The organism is Falsiroseomonas sp. E2-1-a4 (assembly GCF_051433165.1).
GTDB lineage: Bacteria > Pseudomonadota > Alphaproteobacteria > Acetobacterales > Acetobacteraceae > Falsiroseomonas.
In genome coordinates this window covers 1-15,260 of record NZ_JBHMFS010000041.1, presented here as the reverse complement: position 1 = coordinate 15,260, position 15,260 = coordinate 1, and the positions used below count along the sequence as shown (strand labels likewise).

Sequence of the window (15,260 nt, the reverse complement as noted above, 5' to 3'; positions counted from 1 at the left end):
GGCTCACGCTGCAACGCAGCAGCCGGAGTCGTTCCGCATGGATCGCTTCTTTGAACTCACCGCGCGCGGCACCACGCCCCGCACCGAGATCCTCGCGGGCCTCGCGACCTACCTCACCATGGTCTACATCGTGGTAGTCAATCCCTCGATCCTGGCAGCAGCGGGCATCGACCAGGGGGCGGCTTTCGTCGCCACCTGCCTGGCCGCGGCCATCGGCAGCCTGTTGATGGGGCTGCTGGCCAACTACCCCATCGCAATGGCGCCGGGGATGGGGCTGAACGCCTATTTCGCCTTTGTCGTGGTGGGTGCCATGGGAATTCCCTGGCAGGTCGCGCTCGGCGCGGTCTTCGTCTCCGGCCTGATGTTCTTCGTCGTGTCCGTCCTGCCCGTCCGCAAATGGCTGATCAACGGCATCCCGATGTCCCTCAAGCTCGGCATCGGCGCCGGCATCGGCTTCCTGCTGGCGCTGATCGGCCTGCAGGGCATGGGGATCGTGGTGGCAAGTCCGGCGACCATGGTGGGACTCGGCCGGCTGACCGCACCGGCCACACTGCTGGCCTGCGCCGGCTTCCTGCTGATCGCGGGCCTCGCGGCGCGGCGGGTGCCCGGTGCGATCGTGCTGGGCATCCTGGCCACCGCCGCGATCGGGCTGCCCTTCGGGCTGACCGAGTTCAACGGCATCATGGCCATGCCACCCTCCCTGGCGCCGACATTCCTGCAGATGGACATCGCCGGCGCGCTCAGCCTGGGGCTGGTCGTGATCGTCTTCACCTTCTTCCTGCTCGATCTGCTCGACAATACCGGCACGCTGATCGCCACCGCCTATCGCGCCGGGCTGATAAATGCGGATGGCACGGTGCCGCGCCTCGGGCGGGTGCTGATCGCTGATAGTGGCGGGGCCATGATCGGCGCCGCGCTCGGCACCTCCACCACGGTCAGCTACATCGAAAGCGTGGCAGGCATCCAGGCCGGCGGACGCACCGGGCTGACGGCGGTGACGGTGGCGGGGCTGTTCCTGCTGACGCTGTTCCTGGCGCCGCTCGCCACATCCATCCCGGCCTTCGCCACGGCGCCGGCGCTGCTGTTCGTTGCCTGCCTGATGGCCAAGGGATTGCAGGATTTGGCGTGGGAGGACACCACGGAATACCTGCCCCCGATCCTGACGGCGCTGGCCATGCCCTTCACCTTTTCCATCGCCACCGGCATCGGCCTTGGCTTCCTCAGCTATGCGCTGGTGAAGACCATGGCCGGCCGCGCCGAGGAGGTGCATGGCGCCGTCTGGCTGCTGGCCGCGCTGTCGGCGTTCAAGTTCGCGGTGAGTTAGGGCACACGACGCCCGGCCGGCGCCACGCCGGCCTTTTCCAGCTCCGCCCGAAGGCCGCCGGTCAGCAGCAACCACGCCATGCGGAAATCGCTGCCGAGCGACCAGAAGGGGTGGCCGACGGTGGCCGGGCGGTTGCCCTCGATGAAGAAGTGGGAGGTCCAGGCCGCGCCATAGCCGACCAGGATCGCCACCAGCACCAGCCAGACCGGGCCTGCGATCAGCCCCCAGGCCAGCAGTGCCAGCGCCGCCACGGTCCCGGCCGCATGGATCGTCCGGGTGCGCCGGTCGGCGTGCTGGCGCAAATAGTGCGGCCAGAATTCGGCGTAGCTTTGCGGGCGCGGCGCGTTCATGCCGCGAATCCTACCAGATCGTAACGTGGGCGCACCTCACATCTCCTTTGGGCTTCCCCTTCCGCCCGGCCACGGCCACCCTGGCCGCGATGAACCTCCCCACCGCCCTGACGCCGCTGCGTCACCCCGCCTTCCGACTGCTGTGGCTTGCGAACCTCTGCAGCAACACCGGCATGTGGATGCAGAACACCGGGGCGGGCTGGTTGATGACCTCGCTCGCCCCCTCCCCGCTCATGGTTAGCCTGGTGCAGGTGGCGAGCCTGCTGCCGGTGTTTCTGCTGGCGCTGCCGGCGGGCGCATTGGCGGATATCGTGGACCGGCGGCGCTACCTGATCCTTGCGCAGGCCTGGATCGCCGCCTCCGGCGCCCTGCTGGCCGTGCTCGCATGGACCGACAATCTCGGCGCCTGGGGGCTGGTGGGGCTGACCTTCTGCATCGGCATCGGCACCGCCATGAACTCCCCCGCCTGGGCCGCGACGACGCCGGAGACGGTGCCGCGTCAGGATCTGACCGGCGCCATCGTGCTGAACGGCATCGGCTTCAACCTGTCCCGCACCGTCGGCCCGGCGATCGGCGGCTTCACCGTGGCGGCGGCCGGCGCGGAGGCGACCTTTGCGCTGAATGCCCTCTCCTTCGTGGCCGTCATCATCGCCCTGCTGTTCTGGAAGCGGGAGGCCCCGCGCGCGACGCTGCCGAAGGAGCATTTCATCTCCGCGATCCGCGCCGGGATGGGCTACGCCCGCGCCAGCCCGGTGCTGCGCGGCGTGATGCTGCGGGGCTTCGTCTTCTTCCTGTTCGCCGCGGCGCTGTGGGGCCTGTTGCCGCTGCTGGTGCGCCAGCAGCTTGGCCTCGGCCCCGAATGGTTCGGCATCATGCTGGCGGCGATGGGCGTGGGCGCGGTGGGTGCGGGCCTGCTGCTGCCCTCGCTGCGCGGGCGGCTGGATCGCAGCGGCACGGTGACGCTCGCGGCGGTGATCACCGGCGTGGCGCTGGTGCTGCTGGGCCAGGCACAGCATTGGGCGGTGGCATTGCTGGCCATGCTGCTCTACGGCGTCGGCTGGCTGGCCGGCGCATCGACGTTGCAGGCCTGCGCGCAGCTTTCCGTGCCGGGCTGGGTGCGCGCGCGGGCCATCGGCATCTACCAGCTGGTTACCTTCGGCGGCCTGACGCTCGGCGCGGGCTTCGGCGGCTATGGCGGGGAGGCGCTGGGCATCGGCGCGGCGCTCGGCCTGTCCGGCGTGCTGTGCGCGGGCGGCGGGTTGCTGGTGCGGCGTTACGCCATCGAGCCACCGGCCGCGGAGACCGCAACGCCGGCACCGGACGCGCCCGCGCCCAGCGTGCCAACGCCGGAACCCGCCGCCCCCTCCCTCGCCCGGTTGCTGACCGATGAGAGCGGCCAGGTGCTGGAGGTGGTGCGCTACCAGATCGCACCCGAGAACCGCGTCGCTTTCCTCAACGCCATGGCGGCCTGCCGCCAGGTGCGGCTGCGAAGCGGCGCGCAGGGCTGGCGGTTGTATGAGGATGTCGCCCACCCCGAACGCTGGGTGGAGCTTTGGCTGATGGATAGCTGGACCGAACATCTGCGGGAGGAAGGCCGGATGACGGAATGGGACCGCAGCGTCCTCGCCCGCGCCGCCGCGCTGCATGCCGGCCCCGGCGGACCGGAGGCCTCGCGCTACCTGAACGTCATGCCGGGATTGGTGTCCTGAGGGATGAAACGCGCCCCCACCTCGCTACGTTACGGTGCGACGCAACAGCAATGGAGACACCCCATGGCCAAATCCGCCACGAAGAACCGCAATGACCTTCAGGACAATGCGAAGGCCACCTCGATCGAGGTGCTCCAGGCCTGCCTGACCGACAGCATCGACCTCTACAACACCACCCGCCAGGCGCATTGGAATGTGAAGGGCCCGAACTTCCACGGCCTGCACACGATGTTCGAGACCTTCTACGACACGCTGGCGATCGATATCGATGAGTTGGCGGAGCGCCTGGTGCAGCTCGGCGGCACGGCAATCGGTGCCAGCCAGGATGTCGCCGCCAAGACCCGCCTCGCGCCCTATCCGGCTGAGATCAAGCAGGGTTCCGAGCATGTCGCGGCGCTGGCCGACCGCTATGCGGCGCTGGCCAAATCCGTGCGCGAAGGCATCGATGAGACCGACGAGGCCGGCGACGCCGATACCGCCGACATCCTGACGGGCGTTTCGAAGAACCTGGACAAGGCGCTGTGGATGCTGGAGGCCTCCGCCACCGGCGACCGCTGAGCGCCTTTGCACCGCACAACCGGGCGCCCTTCGCGCTTCGGTTGTGTGGGGCGCTTCCGGCCGCTATCGTCCGGCCGGAACGCGAGAACACAGCATGAACGACCTCTTCAAGGCCAGCCGCGCCCTCAAGCCGGTGGCGAAGGCGGCCCCGGCCGCGGCGCCCGCGCCGGTCCCGTCCGACTATTCGGCCAAGGATATCGAGGTCCTGGAGGGGCTGGAGCCGGTGCGCCGGCGGCCCGGCATGTATATCGGCGGCACGGACGAGAACGCGCTGCACCATCTGGCCGCCGAGACCCTGGACAATGCGATGGACGAGGCGGTGGCCGGCCATGCCGACCGCATCGAGGTGACGTTGGAGGCCGGCAACTGGCTGACGGTGCGCGACAATGGGCGGGGGATCCCGGTGGACCCGCATCCGCGCTTCCCCAAGCTTTCGGCGCTGGAAGTGATTTTCACGACGCTGCATTCCGGCGGCAAGTTTTCCGGCAAGGCGTATGAGACCTCGGGCGGCCTGCACGGCGTCGGCTCCTCCGTCGTCAACGCGCTGGCGGAGCGGCTGGAGGTGGAGGTGGCGCGCGACCGCACGCTGTTCGCCCACGCCTTCGAGCGCGGCAATCCGGTGCAGAAACTGAAGACCGTGGGCCCGGTGCACAACCGCCGCGGCACCCAGATCCGCTTCAAGCCGGACCCCCAGATCTTCGCGACGCAGACCTTCATCCCGGCCCGGCTACACCGTCTGTGTCGGTCCAAGGCCTATCTGTTCCGCGGCGTGGAAATTCGCTGGGCCTGCGACCCGTCCCTCGTCGCGGGGACGGAAACCCCAGCCCAGGCCGTGCTGCACTTCCCGGGCGGCCTGTCCGATTTCCTCGCCACATCCATCGAAGGGCGCAGCCCGGTCGTCTCCAGCCCCTGGGCCGGCGAAGCGAGCTTCCCCGAGGGCGCAGGCCGGGTCGAATGGGCGGTGACCTGGCTGGAACAGGGGGATGGCTTCCTCTCCACCTACGCCAACACCATCCCGACCCCGCAGGGCGGCACGCACGAGGCCGGGCTGCGCGCGGCGCTGGTAAAGGGGCTGCGCGCCTATGGCGATCTGAAGAAGGAACGCCGCGCGGCCAGCGTTACGGCGGAGGATCTGCTCGGCGGCCTGGCTGGCATGCTTTCGGTCTTCGTGCGGGAGCCGCAATTCCAGGGCCAGACCAAGGACCGCCTGACCAGCCCGGACGCGGCCCGCCTGGTGGAGGCGGCGCTGCGCGACAATTTCGACCATTGGCTGGCCGGCGACCCCGGCCGCGCGGACAACCTTCTGGCCTGGTGCATCGAACGTGCCGAGGATCGCATCCGCCGGCGCGAGCAGAAGGAAACGCCGCGCAAATCCGCCACCCGCAAGCTGCGCCTGCCCGGCAAGCTCGCCGACTGCTCACGCGAAGGCGTGGATGGGACAGAGCTGTTCCTGGTGGAAGGCGATTCGGCCGGCGGCTCCGCCAAGCAGGCACGGGACCGGGAGACCCAGGCGGTGCTGCCGCTGCGCGGCAAGATCCTCAACGTCGCCAGCGCCAGCGCCGACAAACTGCGGCAAAACCAGGAATTGCGTGACCTGATAGAGGCGCTGGGCTGCGGCGCCGGGGACCGCTTCGACCTCGGCCGGCTGCGCTATGGCCGCATCGTCATCATGACGGATGCTGATGTGGATGGCGCGCATATCGCCGCGCTGCTGATGACCTTCTTCTACCGCGAATTGCCGGAGCTGGTCCGCCAGGGCCGACTGTTCCTGGCGCAGCCGCCGCTGTTCCGTCTGCAGGCGCAGGGCAAGACCATCTATGCCCGCGACGATGCGGACCGGGAGCGGTTGCTGAAAAAAGAGTTCAAGGCCAACCAGAAAGTCGATGTCAGCCGCTTCAAGGGGCTCGGCGAGATGCCGCCGGCGTCGCTGAAGGAGACGACGATGGACCCGAAGCGCCGCACGCTGCTCCGAGTCGTGCTGGCCGCTGATGAACGTAAGTTCACGGAAGACCGGATCGAGGAGCTGATGGGGCGCCGGCCGGAACTTCGGTTCCGCTTCATCCAGGAGAATGCGGCGAAGCTGGATCAGGAGTCGGTGGATGCCTGAAATCTGACCAATCCGCGCCTCAAGCGTCGGCGCTTTGCTTGGCGGGTCGCATTCGCGGCCTTGGCTGGCTCCGCTGCCGCAGGTTCCGGTCAACGGGATCTGGTATTGACCGATCCGCCCACCGGCAGGGCCATTCGGCCCTTGGCTTCGCGGCATAAGCCGCGCCGCGCCCGTTGCCGGCGATCAGCCCCGCGCAGCCTGCGCGATGCCAACAACAAAGGGACGCAGATCAACCGGGCGCACCTGCCGCACCGGGGTGGTGAGCTGCACCTTCAGGTACCGCCCCGCCGCCTCGCCCACGCAAAGCAGGGTTCGCACCTCCGCGCGGCCATAGGTGCCGCGCATCTCGATGCATTGCAGTGGCGCCTGGCCCGGTATGGGCAGCACGGAGCGCTCACCATCCGTGATCGCCTGGCTGGTGCGGCGATCGGCCAGCGCCAGCACGTCCTGCACCGCCAGGGCAAACTCCCGCTGGATGGCGACGGAGGCGATGTCGGATGGCACCCGGGGCTCGCCCCGATCGTACAGGCTGACCGTGGAGACGGCGCTGCGGGCGGGGCCGGCGTAATCCACCGCCACCCCGTAGCCCGGCCGTTCGCGCTCATGCCAGAGCGTGTCGCCGCGGGTGAAGTCCGCGACGCTTTGCGGCAGCCGGCTGGCCGCCTGTTCCAGGCTCGGCCGGTCGCCTGAGCGCCCCCCAAACGAGGAGCCCGCGCCATCCGGCCCTCCGGCGCAACCCACGACCAGTGAGGCCAGCAGGGCGCCCAGAACCGGATATGCGCGTCGCCTCATCCGCGGCTCCGCCGTGCCACGTGACGGGTGAGATCCACCATGAGGGTGGCAACCACAGCGATTACGGCCACGTGCAGCATGGTTGCCAATACCCAGAGGCCGATGGGGAAGACACCGGGAAGCGCCATCCAGCCCAGCGGCAGGAAAAGGTAGCCATAGGCCTGCGGCACATTCTCGGCAACCTGGGAGGTCCCCTCGACGATCATGTTGAGGGCAACGTACAGAATCACCAGCAGGCCGACCCAGGCGATCCAGCGATGCTTGTCCAGCACGCGGGCGATCAGCGTCGCGGCCACGCCCATCAGCACGACCGAGAAGGCCAGGCCGATGATCATGATGTAGGGATGGTCCTTGGCCGCGCCGGCCACCGCCAGCACGTTGTCCAGGCTCATGGAAATGTCGGCGACCAGGATCTGGATGATCGCCTGCTTCAAGGTCTTGCGCGGCGGACCGGAGGTGCCGTCGGCCGCCAGCGCATCGGCGCCTTCGGCATCATGCGCGCCGCCATGGCGCAACTCGCGATACATCTTCCAGCAGACCCAGAGCAGCAACACGCCGCCGGCCAGTACGATGCCGACAATGGAAAGCAACTGCACGGTGATGGAAGCAAAGGCGATGCGCATGACAGTCGCCGCGATGATCCCCCAAAAGATCGCCTTGCGGCGCTGGTCCGCGGGAAGTCCCGCAGCCGCCATGCCGACGACAATAGCGTTGTCGCCCGCGAGGACGATGTCGATGAATAGAACCTGTCCAAGAGCGACGAGCTCTGGCCCGTATGAAGAAAAATCCATGTCTTGGTGCGTCCATCTCGCATGCAGCGGCGCTAATGCCATGCCGATCGGGAGACTTGTCAACTGCCTGCTTGGCGCGCCATGAACCGGGCCAACAAACACGCACGGAACTTGGCCGATGGTCCCCCGCTACAGCCGGCCCGAGATGGTTGACATCTGGTCGCCGGAGACCCGCTTCCGCATCTGGTTCGAGATCGAGGCGCTGGCCGCGGAGGCCATGGCCGCCCTTGGCACCATCCCCACCGAAGCCGCGGTGGCCATCCGCCGCGGCGGCGCGGCGAAGGTCGCCGATATCACCGCCGCCGATCTGGAACGGATCGACGCCATCGAGCGGGAGACGCGGCACGACGTGATCGCCTTCCTCACCTGGCTGGGTGAAGGCATTGGGCCGGAGGCGCGCTTCGTCCACCAGGGCATGACCAGCAGCGACGTGCTGGATACCTGCCTCGCCGTGCAGATGACGCGGGCGGCGGATCTGCTGATCGCGGATGTGGATGCGCTGCTGGAGGCGCTGCGCGCGCGGGCGGAGGAATTCCGCCACACGCCCACCATCGGCCGGTCGCACGGCATCCATGCCGAACCCACAACCTTCGGCCTGAAGCTGCTCGGCCACCTGGCCGAATTCCAGCGCCACCGCGCCCGGCTGGTCACGGCCCGGGCGGAGGTCGCCACCTGCGCCATCAGCGGCCCGGTCGGCACCTTCGCCAGCGTCGATCCGCGCGTGGAGGCGCATGTGGCGGCGAAGCTGGGCCTGGCGGTGGAACCGGTCTCGACGCAGGTGATCCCGCGCGACCGTCACGCCGCCTTTTTCTGCACCCTGGCCGTGGTGGCCAGCGGCGTGGAACGGCTGGCCACCGAGGTGCGCCACCTGCAGCGCAGCGAAGTGCGGGAGGCGGAGGAGTTCTTCCACGCCGGCCAGAAGGGCAGCAGCGCCATGCCGCACAAGCGCAACCCGGTGCTGAGCGAGAACCTGACCGGCCTGGCACGGCTGGTGCGCGGCTATGCGATGCCGGCGCTGGAGAATGTGACGCTCTGGCATGAACGCGACATCAGCCACAGCAGCGTAGAACGCGTCATCGGCCCGGATGCCACCATCACCCTGGACTTCGCGCTGATGCGCCTGACCGGCATGATGGCGAAACTCACCGTGTACCCGGAGCGGATGGCGGAAAACCTGGCCAGCCTTGGCGGCGTGGTGCACAGCCAGAAGGTGCTGCTGGCGCTGACCCAGGCAGGGCTGAGCCGGGAGGCCGCCTATGCTGCCGTGCAGCGCGCGGCCATGGCGACCTGGCGGGCGCTGGGCCAGCCGGGCGCCAAGGATTTCCGCAGCAACCTTCTGGCAGACCCCGAGGTCGCCGGCTGCATGGATGCGGCGGCGCTGGAGGCCGCCATGGACCCGCAGCGGGACTTCCTCCACGTCGACACGACCTTCGCGCGCGTGCTGGGGTAGGCGCTTGTCACGCGGCTGTCATCGCGCCGGCCGCACTTTGCCCAGGTGCCGCCACAAGCCCTGCCTACATAGGAAGCACGAAAGGGAGGTCGGCATCATGTTTTTCCGCGCCTTGCTGTTTCCGCTCGCGGTCGGCGCAGCCTGTCTGCTGGCCGCCGGGACTTCACCCGCCACGGCGCAGACTGTCGTGCTGGCCGAACCGGACGCCCTGGTTCTTGTCGATGGGCGCCATCGGGGCCGCGGCTATGACCGTCGCCATTGGCGCGGCCCGCCGCCCCGCTACTACGGGCCGCCCCCGCGCCGGTACCGGCCGCCGCCTGTCTACTACGCCCCGCCACCGGTCTATTACGCCCCGCCACCGCGCTACTACCGGCCGCCACCGCCGCGCTACTACAGCGCGCCACCACCGGGGGTGGGGCTGTATTTCCGCTTCTGAGGACCCCGCCCGCCATTGTGCACGGTGATCATCCTGCGGCGGCCGGGCCACGCTTGGCCGCTGCTTCTGGCCGCAAACCGCGACGAGAAGCTGGACCGACCCTGGCTGCCGCCGGCGCCGCATTGGGTTGAACAGCCTGGGGTCATCGGCGGGTTGGATACGCTGGCCGGCGGCACCTGGCTGGCGCTCGGCCGGGGCGTCGTGGCCGCCATTCTCAACCGACCCGGAAGCCTGGGGCCTGCCGCGGGCAAGGCCTCGCGCGGCGCACTGCCGATCCAAGCCGCAACGGCGCGTACGGCATCCGAGGCCGCACAGGCGCTGGCCGCGCGGGATGCCGGGGCGTGGCGACCCTTCAACCTGGTCATCGCCGATGCCCGCTCGGCCTTCTTCCTGCGCGGCAACGGGGCCGGACGGCCGGATCTGATCGAGATCGGCCCCGGCCTGACCATGGTGACGGCGCATGATCCCAACGACCTGGCCAGCCCCCGCATCCGCCGCCACCTGCCCCGCTTCAGCGCCGCGCCGCCGCCCAATCCCGCACAGGGCGATTGGGCGGCGTGGGAGGCCCTGCTGGCGGATTCGGAGCATGGCGAGGCCGGCGTTGCGGAGGCGCTGCGGATCCCACCGCTGCAGGGCTTTGGCACGGTCAGTGCCAGCCTGATGGCGCTCGGTTCCGCCGGCGAGCGGCGCTGGCGTTTTTGCCCGGCCGCCCCCGGCACGACGCCTTTCCGGGACCTCGACCTGCCCGGCGCCTGACCCAGGCGCAATACGGACCTTCCGCCCCGGCGTGGCGGTTCCCCGCCCGCCCTGCTATAGCACGCTCAGATACCGGGCCGCCGCGGCCTGTCGTCCCGCGCGCCCGCTTCCTGGGTGCGCGGCAGTCGGGGAGTTCAGCACCATGGCGCGCCGCCGTCAGCTCTACGAGGGCAAGGCCAAGATCCTGTTCGAGGGCCCGGAACCGGGCACCCTGGTGCAGTATTTCAAGGACGACGCCACCGCCTTCAACGCGCAGAAGAAGGGCACGATCACCGGCAAGGGCGTGCTCAACAACCGCATCAGCGAATACCTGATGATGAAGCTGGCCGAGATCGGAATCCCGACCCACTTCATCCGGCGGCTGAACATGCGCGAACAACTGATCCGGGAGGTGGAGATTATCCCCCTCGAGATCGTCATCCGCAATGTCGCCGCCGGCAGCCTGGCGACGCGCCTCGGCATCGCGGAAGGCACGCGGCTCCCGCGTTCCATTCTTGAGTATTACTACAAGAACGATGCGCTCGGCGACCCGATGGTGTCGGAGGAGCACATCACCTGCTTCGGCTGGGCCGCGACCCAGGACCTGGACGACATGGTCGCCCTGGCGCTGCGGGTGAATGACTTCCTGACCGGCCTGTTTCTCGGCGTCGGCATCACCCTTGTCGACTTCAAGCTGGAATTCGGCCGTCTGTATGAGAATGACGAGATGCGGATCGTCCTGGCCGATGAGATCAGCCCGGATAATTGCCGCCTCTGGGACGTCCATACCGGTGAGAAGATGGACAAGGACCGCTTCCGCCGCGACCTCGGCAAGGTCGAGGAAGGCTATCAGGAAGTCGCCAAGCGCCTCGGCATCCTGCCCGAAGCCGGCGTGCGGGACATGAAGGGCCCGGAGACGGTGCAATGAAGGCGCGCGTGACCATCATGCCGAAGGCCGGCGTGCTCGATCCGCAGGGCAAGGCGATCGGCCATGCCCTGGGTTCGCTCGGCTTTGCCGAGGTGGGCGAGGTTCGCGCCGGCAAGGTGATCGAACTGGAATTGAATGAGGCCGATCCCGCCAAGGCGCAGGCCATGGCGGAAGACATGGCGCGGCGCCTGCTGGCCAATACCGTGATCGAATCCTTCAAGGTCGAGCTGGCCTAGCCTGCCATGGTGAAGGTCTCGCTTCTCGCCATGCTGGTGCTGACGGTCCTCATCGCGATGGGCTTGCGCTGGCGCGAGCAGCGGATGCCGGCGGTGGCGCAGCAGAAGCGGCTGGGCCTCATGGCGCGCGGCAAGAAGGGTTTCGATCGCTGGGTAACGGCGGCGGCACTGGCAACCGTGGTGACGCTCGGCATCGCCGGTGGCCTGCACTGGCTGCGGGTCTGGCTGGAATAGCCCCGCGGCATCTGGTCCTGGCCATTCCGGCCGGGCTGCTTCAAGTCTGGTGACACCATGAGATCCGCGATCATCGTCTTCCCGGGCACCAACCGCGAGCGTGACATGGCGATCGCCCTGGAACGCGCCAGCGGCCGCAAGCCGGCCATGGTGTTCCATTTGCAGGATGAGCTGCCGGCCGGAACTGATCTGGTGGTACTGCCGGGTGGCTTCAGCCATGGCGACTACCTGCGTTGCGGCGCCATGGCGGCACAGTCGCCCATCATGCGCGCGGTGCGCGACTTCGCCGCGGCCGGCGGCCTGGTGCTGGGTGTCTGCAACGGCTTCCAGATCCTGACCGAGGCCGGGCTGCTGCCGGGCGCCCTGCTGCGCAATGCCACGCTGCGCTTCCTGTCCATGGATTGCCATATGCGGGTCGAGCGCGCCGACACGCCCTTCACAAGCCACTGGCAGAAGGGCGCCGTGTTCCGGTCCCCCATGGCGCATGGCGATGGCAACTACTTTTGCGATGACGAGACCCTCGCCCGGTTGAATGGCGAGGGCCTGATCGCCTTCCGCTACTGCACGCCCGAAGGCGAGGTGACGCCGGCCGCCAACCGCAACGGCGCCCGCGACAACATCGCCGGCATCCTCTCCCCCACCCTTCGCATCTGCGGCCTGATGCCGCATCCGGAGGATCTGGTGGACCCGCTGATGGGCGGCGAGGACGGGCTGCCCCTGTTCACCAGCCTGCTCGACCAGCTCACCACCGCCTGATCTGGGCCTCGCCCAACCCGGAGCCTCCGCCCCAATGCAGCTTCTGCCCGCCGAACGCGCCGCCCAGCTTTCCGCCGAATTTGGCCTGAAGCCGGATGAGTATGCGCGCGTCCTGACCATTCTGGGCCGCAGCCCCTCGCTCACCGAGCTCGGCATCTTCTCGGTCATGTGGTCGGAGCATTGCTCCTACAAATCCTCGCGCCACTGGCTGAAGATGCTGCCGACTAAGGCGCCCTGGGTGATCCACGGGCCGGGCGAGAATGCGGGCGTCATCGATATCGGCGACGGGCTGGCCGCCATCTTCAAGATGGAAAGCCACAACCACCCGAGCTTCATCGAACCATACCAGGGCGCCGCCACCGGCGTCGGCGGCATCCTGCGGGATGTCTTCACCATGGGGGCACGGCCGATCGCGAACCTGAACGCGCTGCGCTTCGGCATGCCGGATGCGCCGAAGATGAAGCGGGTCATCGATGGCGTGGTGCGCGGCATCGGCGGCTACGGCAATTGCGTCGGCGTGCCGACCGTGGGCGGGGAGGTGAATTTTCACCCGGCCTACAACGGGAATCCGCTGGTCAATGCGATGACGGTGGGCATCGCGCCGCGGGACCGGATTTTCCTCTCGGCCGCGGCGGGCATCGGCAATCCGGTGGTCTATGTCGGCTCCAAGACCGGGCGGGACGGCATCCATGGCGCCACCATGGCCTCCACCGAATTCTCCGCGGATTCCGAGGAAAAGCGCCCGACCGTCCAAATCGGCGACCCCTTCACCGAGAAGCTGCTGATCGAGGCCTGCCTGGAACTGATGGCGACCGACATGATCGTCGCCATCCAGGACATGGGCGCCGCCGGCCTGACCAGCTCCTCCGTCGAGATGGCGGGCAAGGGCGATGTCGGCATCGAGCTGGTGATGGACAATGTGCCGCAGCGCGAAGTGGGCATGACCGCCTATGAGATGATGCTCTCCGAATCCCAGGAGCGCATGCTGATGATCCTGAAGCCCGGCCGCGAAGCTGAGGCGCAGGCCATCTTCCACAAATGGGAGCTGGATTTCGCGGTGATCGGCCATCTGACCGACACCGGCCGCATCGTCATCCGCCACAAGGGCGAGATCGAGGCCGACATCCCGCTCGCGCCCCTCGAATCCGAGGCGCCGCTGTACCAGCGCCCGACCACCGAGACGCCGAAGCAGAAGGTGCTGGAGGCCGCCGCCATCGCCGACCCGATGGGGCCGCTGCCGGCGCTGGAGAAGCTGGTCGGCAGCCTGGACCTGTGCTCCCGCCGCTGGATCTGGGACCAGTATGACAGCACCGTGGGCGGCCAGACGGTGAAGCGCCCGGGTGGTGCGGACGCGGCGGTGGTGAAGCTGGAGGGCCTGAACCGCGCGCTGGCCATGACCACGGATTGCACCCCCCGCTACTGCCAGGCAGACCCCGAGGCGGGCGGCGCGCAGGCGGTGGCGGAGGCCTGGCGCAACCTGACCGCCGTGGGCGCGCTTCCGCTGGCCATCACGGATAACATGAATTTCGGCAACCCGGAAAAGCCCGAGATCATGGGCCAGTTTGCCGCCGCCGTGCGGGGCATGGCGGCCGCCTGCCTGGCGCTGGATTTCCCGGTCGTGAGCGGCAATGTCTCGCTCTACAACGAGACCCAGGGCCGCGGCATCCTGCCCACCCCCGCCATCGGCGGCGTCGGCGTGCTGGAGGATGCGCGCCAGGCCATCGGTTTGGCCCTGAAGCCCGGCCTGGACCTGGTGCTGGTGGGCGCGACCGAGGGCTGGCTGGGCCAGTCGCTGTGGCTGCGCGAGGTTGCGGGGCGGGAAGAAGGCGCGCCGCCGCCGGTCGATCTGGCGGCCGAACGGCGCAACGGCGACTTCGTCCGCGCCCGCATCTTGGCCGGCGAGGTCGCATCCTGCCACGACCTCGCCGATGGCGGGCTGCTGGTGGCGGTGGCGGAGATGGCAATGGGCGGCGGTACCGGCGTGACGCTGGCGGCCCCGCCCGTTGGCACCGCCGCGCATGGCTGGTGGTTCGGCGAGGACCAGGCACGCTACCTTGTGGCGGTGCAGGACGGCGCGCCGATGGTGGATGCGGCGCAGGCGGCAGGCGTGCCGGCGATGAAGATCGGCCGAAGCGGTGGCGGGGACTTGGTGTTGGCCGATGGTTCCTCCATATCCGTGGCGAGGCTGGCGGCCGTGCATGAGGCAACGCTGCCGGCGCTGATGAATGGGGAAGCGGCCTGATGGCGATGGATTCGGCGGAAATCGAGGCCCTCATCAAGGCGGCCCTGCCCGATGCCGTGGTGACGATCGAGGATCTGGCGGGCGATGGTGACCATTACGCCGCGACCGTGGTGTCCTCCGCCTTCAAGGGCATCAGCCGCGTGAAGCAGCACCAGATTGTCTATGCCGCCTTGCAGGGCCGGATGGGCGGTGCGCTGCATGCCCTGGCGCTTCAGACCTCCGCCCCCGAGTGACGAAACTTCTCGACCAGGGACCGAATGCCATGAGCAACCCCGTCTTCGACCAGATCAAATCCGACATCACCGCCAACCCGGTTGTGCTCTACATGAAGGGAACGCCGGTCTTCCCGCAATGCGGCTTCTCCGCCCGGGTGGTGCAGATCCTTTCCCACGTCGGCGTGCCCTTCAAGGGCGTCAACATCCTGGAGGACCAGGAGCTGCGCGAGGGCATCAAGGCCTTTGCCAACTGGCCGACCATTCCGCAGCTTTACGTGAAGGGCGAATTCGTCGGCGGCTGCGACATCGTGACGGAAATGTTCCAGTCGGGCGAATTGCAGACGCTGATGGAAGAGAACGGCGTGATGCCGAAGGCGACGGCCTGACCCAGCGGGCC

General features: G+C 68.5%; 16 protein-coding genes and 1 pseudogene. 14 read left to right on the top strand and 3 right to left on the bottom strand.

From position 1 onward, the window contains the following. Nucleotides 1-1,324 (top strand): NCS2 family permease (locus ACFHNC_RS24060; protein ID WP_437171778.1); only part of this gene is annotated, 1,324 nt, incomplete at its 5' end. Here ACFHNC_RS24060 and ACFHNC_RS24055 read toward each other — a convergent pair. Continuing rightward, on the bottom strand, nucleotides 1,321-1,674 hold the full coding sequence (locus ACFHNC_RS24055; RefSeq protein ID WP_437171777.1) for an Mpo1-like protein: 354 nt from the start codon (nucleotides 1,672-1,674) through the stop codon (nucleotides 1,321-1,323). The two genes, ACFHNC_RS24060 and ACFHNC_RS24055, sit on opposite strands and share 4 nt — an antisense overlap. An 89-nt stretch (nucleotides 1,675-1,763) precedes the next feature. On the opposite strand from ACFHNC_RS24055, the gene ACFHNC_RS24050 reads away from it, so the two are divergent. The 3 genes from ACFHNC_RS24050 to parE all read left to right on the top strand — a co-directional run bounded on the left by ACFHNC_RS24050 (nucleotide 1,764) and on the right by parE (nucleotide 6,048). Then, nucleotides 1,764-3,383 carry an MFS transporter gene (locus tag ACFHNC_RS24050; RefSeq protein ID WP_437171776.1) on the top strand — a complete coding sequence of 540 codons (1,620 nt, stop codon included), beginning with the start codon at nucleotides 1,764-1,766 and terminating at the stop codon, nucleotides 3,381-3,383. Nucleotides 3,384-3,446: 63 nt separating this feature from the next. After that, complete coding sequence (gene dps / locus ACFHNC_RS24045) at nucleotides 3,447-3,941, top strand: DNA starvation/stationary phase protection protein Dps (protein ID WP_437171775.1); 495 nt, start codon at nucleotides 3,447-3,449, stop codon at nucleotides 3,939-3,941. A gap of 94 nt (nucleotides 3,942-4,035) precedes the next feature. Beyond that, a complete protein-coding gene (gene parE / locus ACFHNC_RS24040; RefSeq protein ID WP_437171774.1) occupies nucleotides 4,036-6,048 on the top strand; it encodes a DNA topoisomerase IV subunit B in 2,013 nt (670 codons plus the stop codon). A gap of 183 nt (nucleotides 6,049-6,231) precedes the next feature. Here parE and ACFHNC_RS24035 read toward each other — a convergent pair whose 3' ends face one another. Further along, nucleotides 6,232-6,840, bottom strand: a complete 609-nt coding sequence (locus ACFHNC_RS24035) for a hypothetical protein (protein ID WP_437171773.1) — start codon at nucleotides 6,838-6,840, stop codon at nucleotides 6,232-6,234. A 164-nt stretch (nucleotides 6,841-7,004) separates the two neighbouring features. Beyond that, nucleotides 7,005-7,631, bottom strand: a pseudogene (locus tag ACFHNC_RS24030) (TerC family protein); the annotation flags it as partial. 118 nt (nucleotides 7,632-7,749) lie between these two features. Between ACFHNC_RS24030 and purB the strand changes: the two are divergent. The 10 genes from purB (at nucleotide 7,750) to grxD (ending at nucleotide 15,249) form a co-directional block, all read left to right on the top strand. Continuing rightward, a complete protein-coding gene (gene purB, locus ACFHNC_RS24025) occupies nucleotides 7,750-9,081 on the top strand; it encodes an adenylosuccinate lyase (protein ID WP_437171772.1) in 1,332 nt (443 codons plus the stop codon). A 97-nt stretch (nucleotides 9,082-9,178) separates the two neighbouring features. Next, the gene (locus tag ACFHNC_RS24020) at nucleotides 9,179-9,517 is read left to right on the top strand and encodes a hypothetical protein (RefSeq protein WP_437171771.1); all 339 of its coding nucleotides are present in this window, start codon (nucleotides 9,179-9,181) and stop codon (nucleotides 9,515-9,517) included. A 24-nt stretch (nucleotides 9,518-9,541) separates the two neighbouring features. Beyond that, nucleotides 9,542-10,273, top strand: a complete 732-nt coding sequence (locus tag ACFHNC_RS24015) for an NRDE family protein (RefSeq protein WP_437171779.1) — start codon at nucleotides 9,542-9,544, stop codon at nucleotides 10,271-10,273. Nucleotides 10,274-10,415: 142 nt separating this feature from the next. After that, nucleotides 10,416-11,180 (top strand): phosphoribosylaminoimidazolesuccinocarboxamide synthase, encoded by a 765-nt coding sequence (gene purC / locus ACFHNC_RS24010; RefSeq protein WP_437171770.1) that lies wholly within the window; start codon nucleotides 10,416-10,418, stop codon nucleotides 11,178-11,180. Continuing rightward, on the top strand, nucleotides 11,177-11,416 hold the full coding sequence (gene purS, locus ACFHNC_RS24005) for a phosphoribosylformylglycinamidine synthase subunit PurS (protein WP_437171769.1): 240 nt from the start codon (nucleotides 11,177-11,179) through the stop codon (nucleotides 11,414-11,416). Before purC ends, purS begins: the two co-directional genes overlap by 4 nt. 6 nt (nucleotides 11,417-11,422) lie before the next feature. Then, nucleotides 11,423-11,650, top strand: coding sequence for a hypothetical protein (locus ACFHNC_RS24000; protein ID WP_437171768.1), 228 nt, complete (start codon nucleotides 11,423-11,425; stop codon nucleotides 11,648-11,650). Nucleotides 11,651-11,707: 57 nt separating this feature from the next. Beyond that, complete coding sequence (gene purQ / locus ACFHNC_RS23995; protein WP_437171767.1) at nucleotides 11,708-12,406, top strand: phosphoribosylformylglycinamidine synthase subunit PurQ; 699 nt, start codon at nucleotides 11,708-11,710, stop codon at nucleotides 12,404-12,406. Nucleotides 12,407-12,440: 34 nt separating this feature from the next. Then, nucleotides 12,441-14,648: a phosphoribosylformylglycinamidine synthase subunit PurL gene (purL, locus tag ACFHNC_RS23990; RefSeq protein WP_437171766.1), complete on the top strand. Its 2,208-nt coding sequence runs from the start codon at nucleotides 12,441-12,443 to the stop codon at nucleotides 14,646-14,648. Next, nucleotides 14,648-14,881 (top strand): BolA family protein, encoded by a 234-nt coding sequence (locus tag ACFHNC_RS23985; protein ID WP_437171765.1) that lies wholly within the window; start codon nucleotides 14,648-14,650, stop codon nucleotides 14,879-14,881. Before purL ends, ACFHNC_RS23985 begins: the two co-directional genes overlap by 1 nt. A gap of 29 nt (nucleotides 14,882-14,910) precedes the next feature. Further along, nucleotides 14,911-15,249 carry a Grx4 family monothiol glutaredoxin gene (gene grxD, locus ACFHNC_RS23980; protein ID WP_437171764.1) on the top strand — a complete coding sequence of 113 codons (339 nt, stop codon included), beginning with the start codon at nucleotides 14,911-14,913 and terminating at the stop codon, nucleotides 15,247-15,249. The last annotated feature ends 11 nt before the right edge of the window (nucleotides 15,250-15,260 follow it).

Excerpts from the sequence above, each read along its gene's own strand:
- ACFHNC_RS24000 (WP_437171768.1), top strand. The coding sequence starts at position 11,423 with ATGGTGAAGGTCTCGCTTCTCGCCATGCTGGTGCTGACGGTCCTCATC.
- ACFHNC_RS23985 (WP_437171765.1), top strand. The coding sequence starts at position 14,648 with ATGGCGATGGATTCGGCGGAAATCGAGGCCCTCATCAAGGCGGCCCTG.
- ACFHNC_RS24055 (WP_437171777.1), bottom strand. The coding sequence starts at position 1,674 with ATGAACGCGCCGCGCCCGCAAAGCTACGCCGAATTCTGGCCGCACTAT.
- dps (WP_437171775.1), top strand. The coding sequence starts at position 3,447 with ATGGCCAAATCCGCCACGAAGAACCGCAATGACCTTCAGGACAATGCG.
- purS (WP_437171769.1), top strand. The coding sequence starts at position 11,177 with ATGAAGGCGCGCGTGACCATCATGCCGAAGGCCGGCGTGCTCGATCCG.
- ACFHNC_RS24020 (WP_437171771.1), top strand. The coding sequence starts at position 9,179 with ATGTTTTTCCGCGCCTTGCTGTTTCCGCTCGCGGTCGGCGCAGCCTGT.
- purC (WP_437171770.1), top strand. The coding sequence starts at position 10,416 with ATGGCGCGCCGCCGTCAGCTCTACGAGGGCAAGGCCAAGATCCTGTTC.
- grxD (WP_437171764.1), top strand. The coding sequence starts at position 14,911 with ATGAGCAACCCCGTCTTCGACCAGATCAAATCCGACATCACCGCCAAC.
- purL (WP_437171766.1), top strand. The coding sequence starts at position 12,441 with ATGCAGCTTCTGCCCGCCGAACGCGCCGCCCAGCTTTCCGCCGAATTT.
- parE (WP_437171774.1), top strand. The coding sequence starts at position 4,036 with ATGAACGACCTCTTCAAGGCCAGCCGCGCCCTCAAGCCGGTGGCGAAG.
- ACFHNC_RS24050 (WP_437171776.1), top strand. The coding sequence starts at position 1,764 with ATGAACCTCCCCACCGCCCTGACGCCGCTGCGTCACCCCGCCTTCCGA.
- purQ (WP_437171767.1), top strand. The coding sequence starts at position 11,708 with ATGAGATCCGCGATCATCGTCTTCCCGGGCACCAACCGCGAGCGTGAC.
- purB (WP_437171772.1), top strand. The coding sequence starts at position 7,750 with ATGGTCCCCCGCTACAGCCGGCCCGAGATGGTTGACATCTGGTCGCCG.
- ACFHNC_RS24035 (WP_437171773.1), bottom strand. The coding sequence starts at position 6,840 with ATGAGGCGACGCGCATATCCGGTTCTGGGCGCCCTGCTGGCCTCACTG.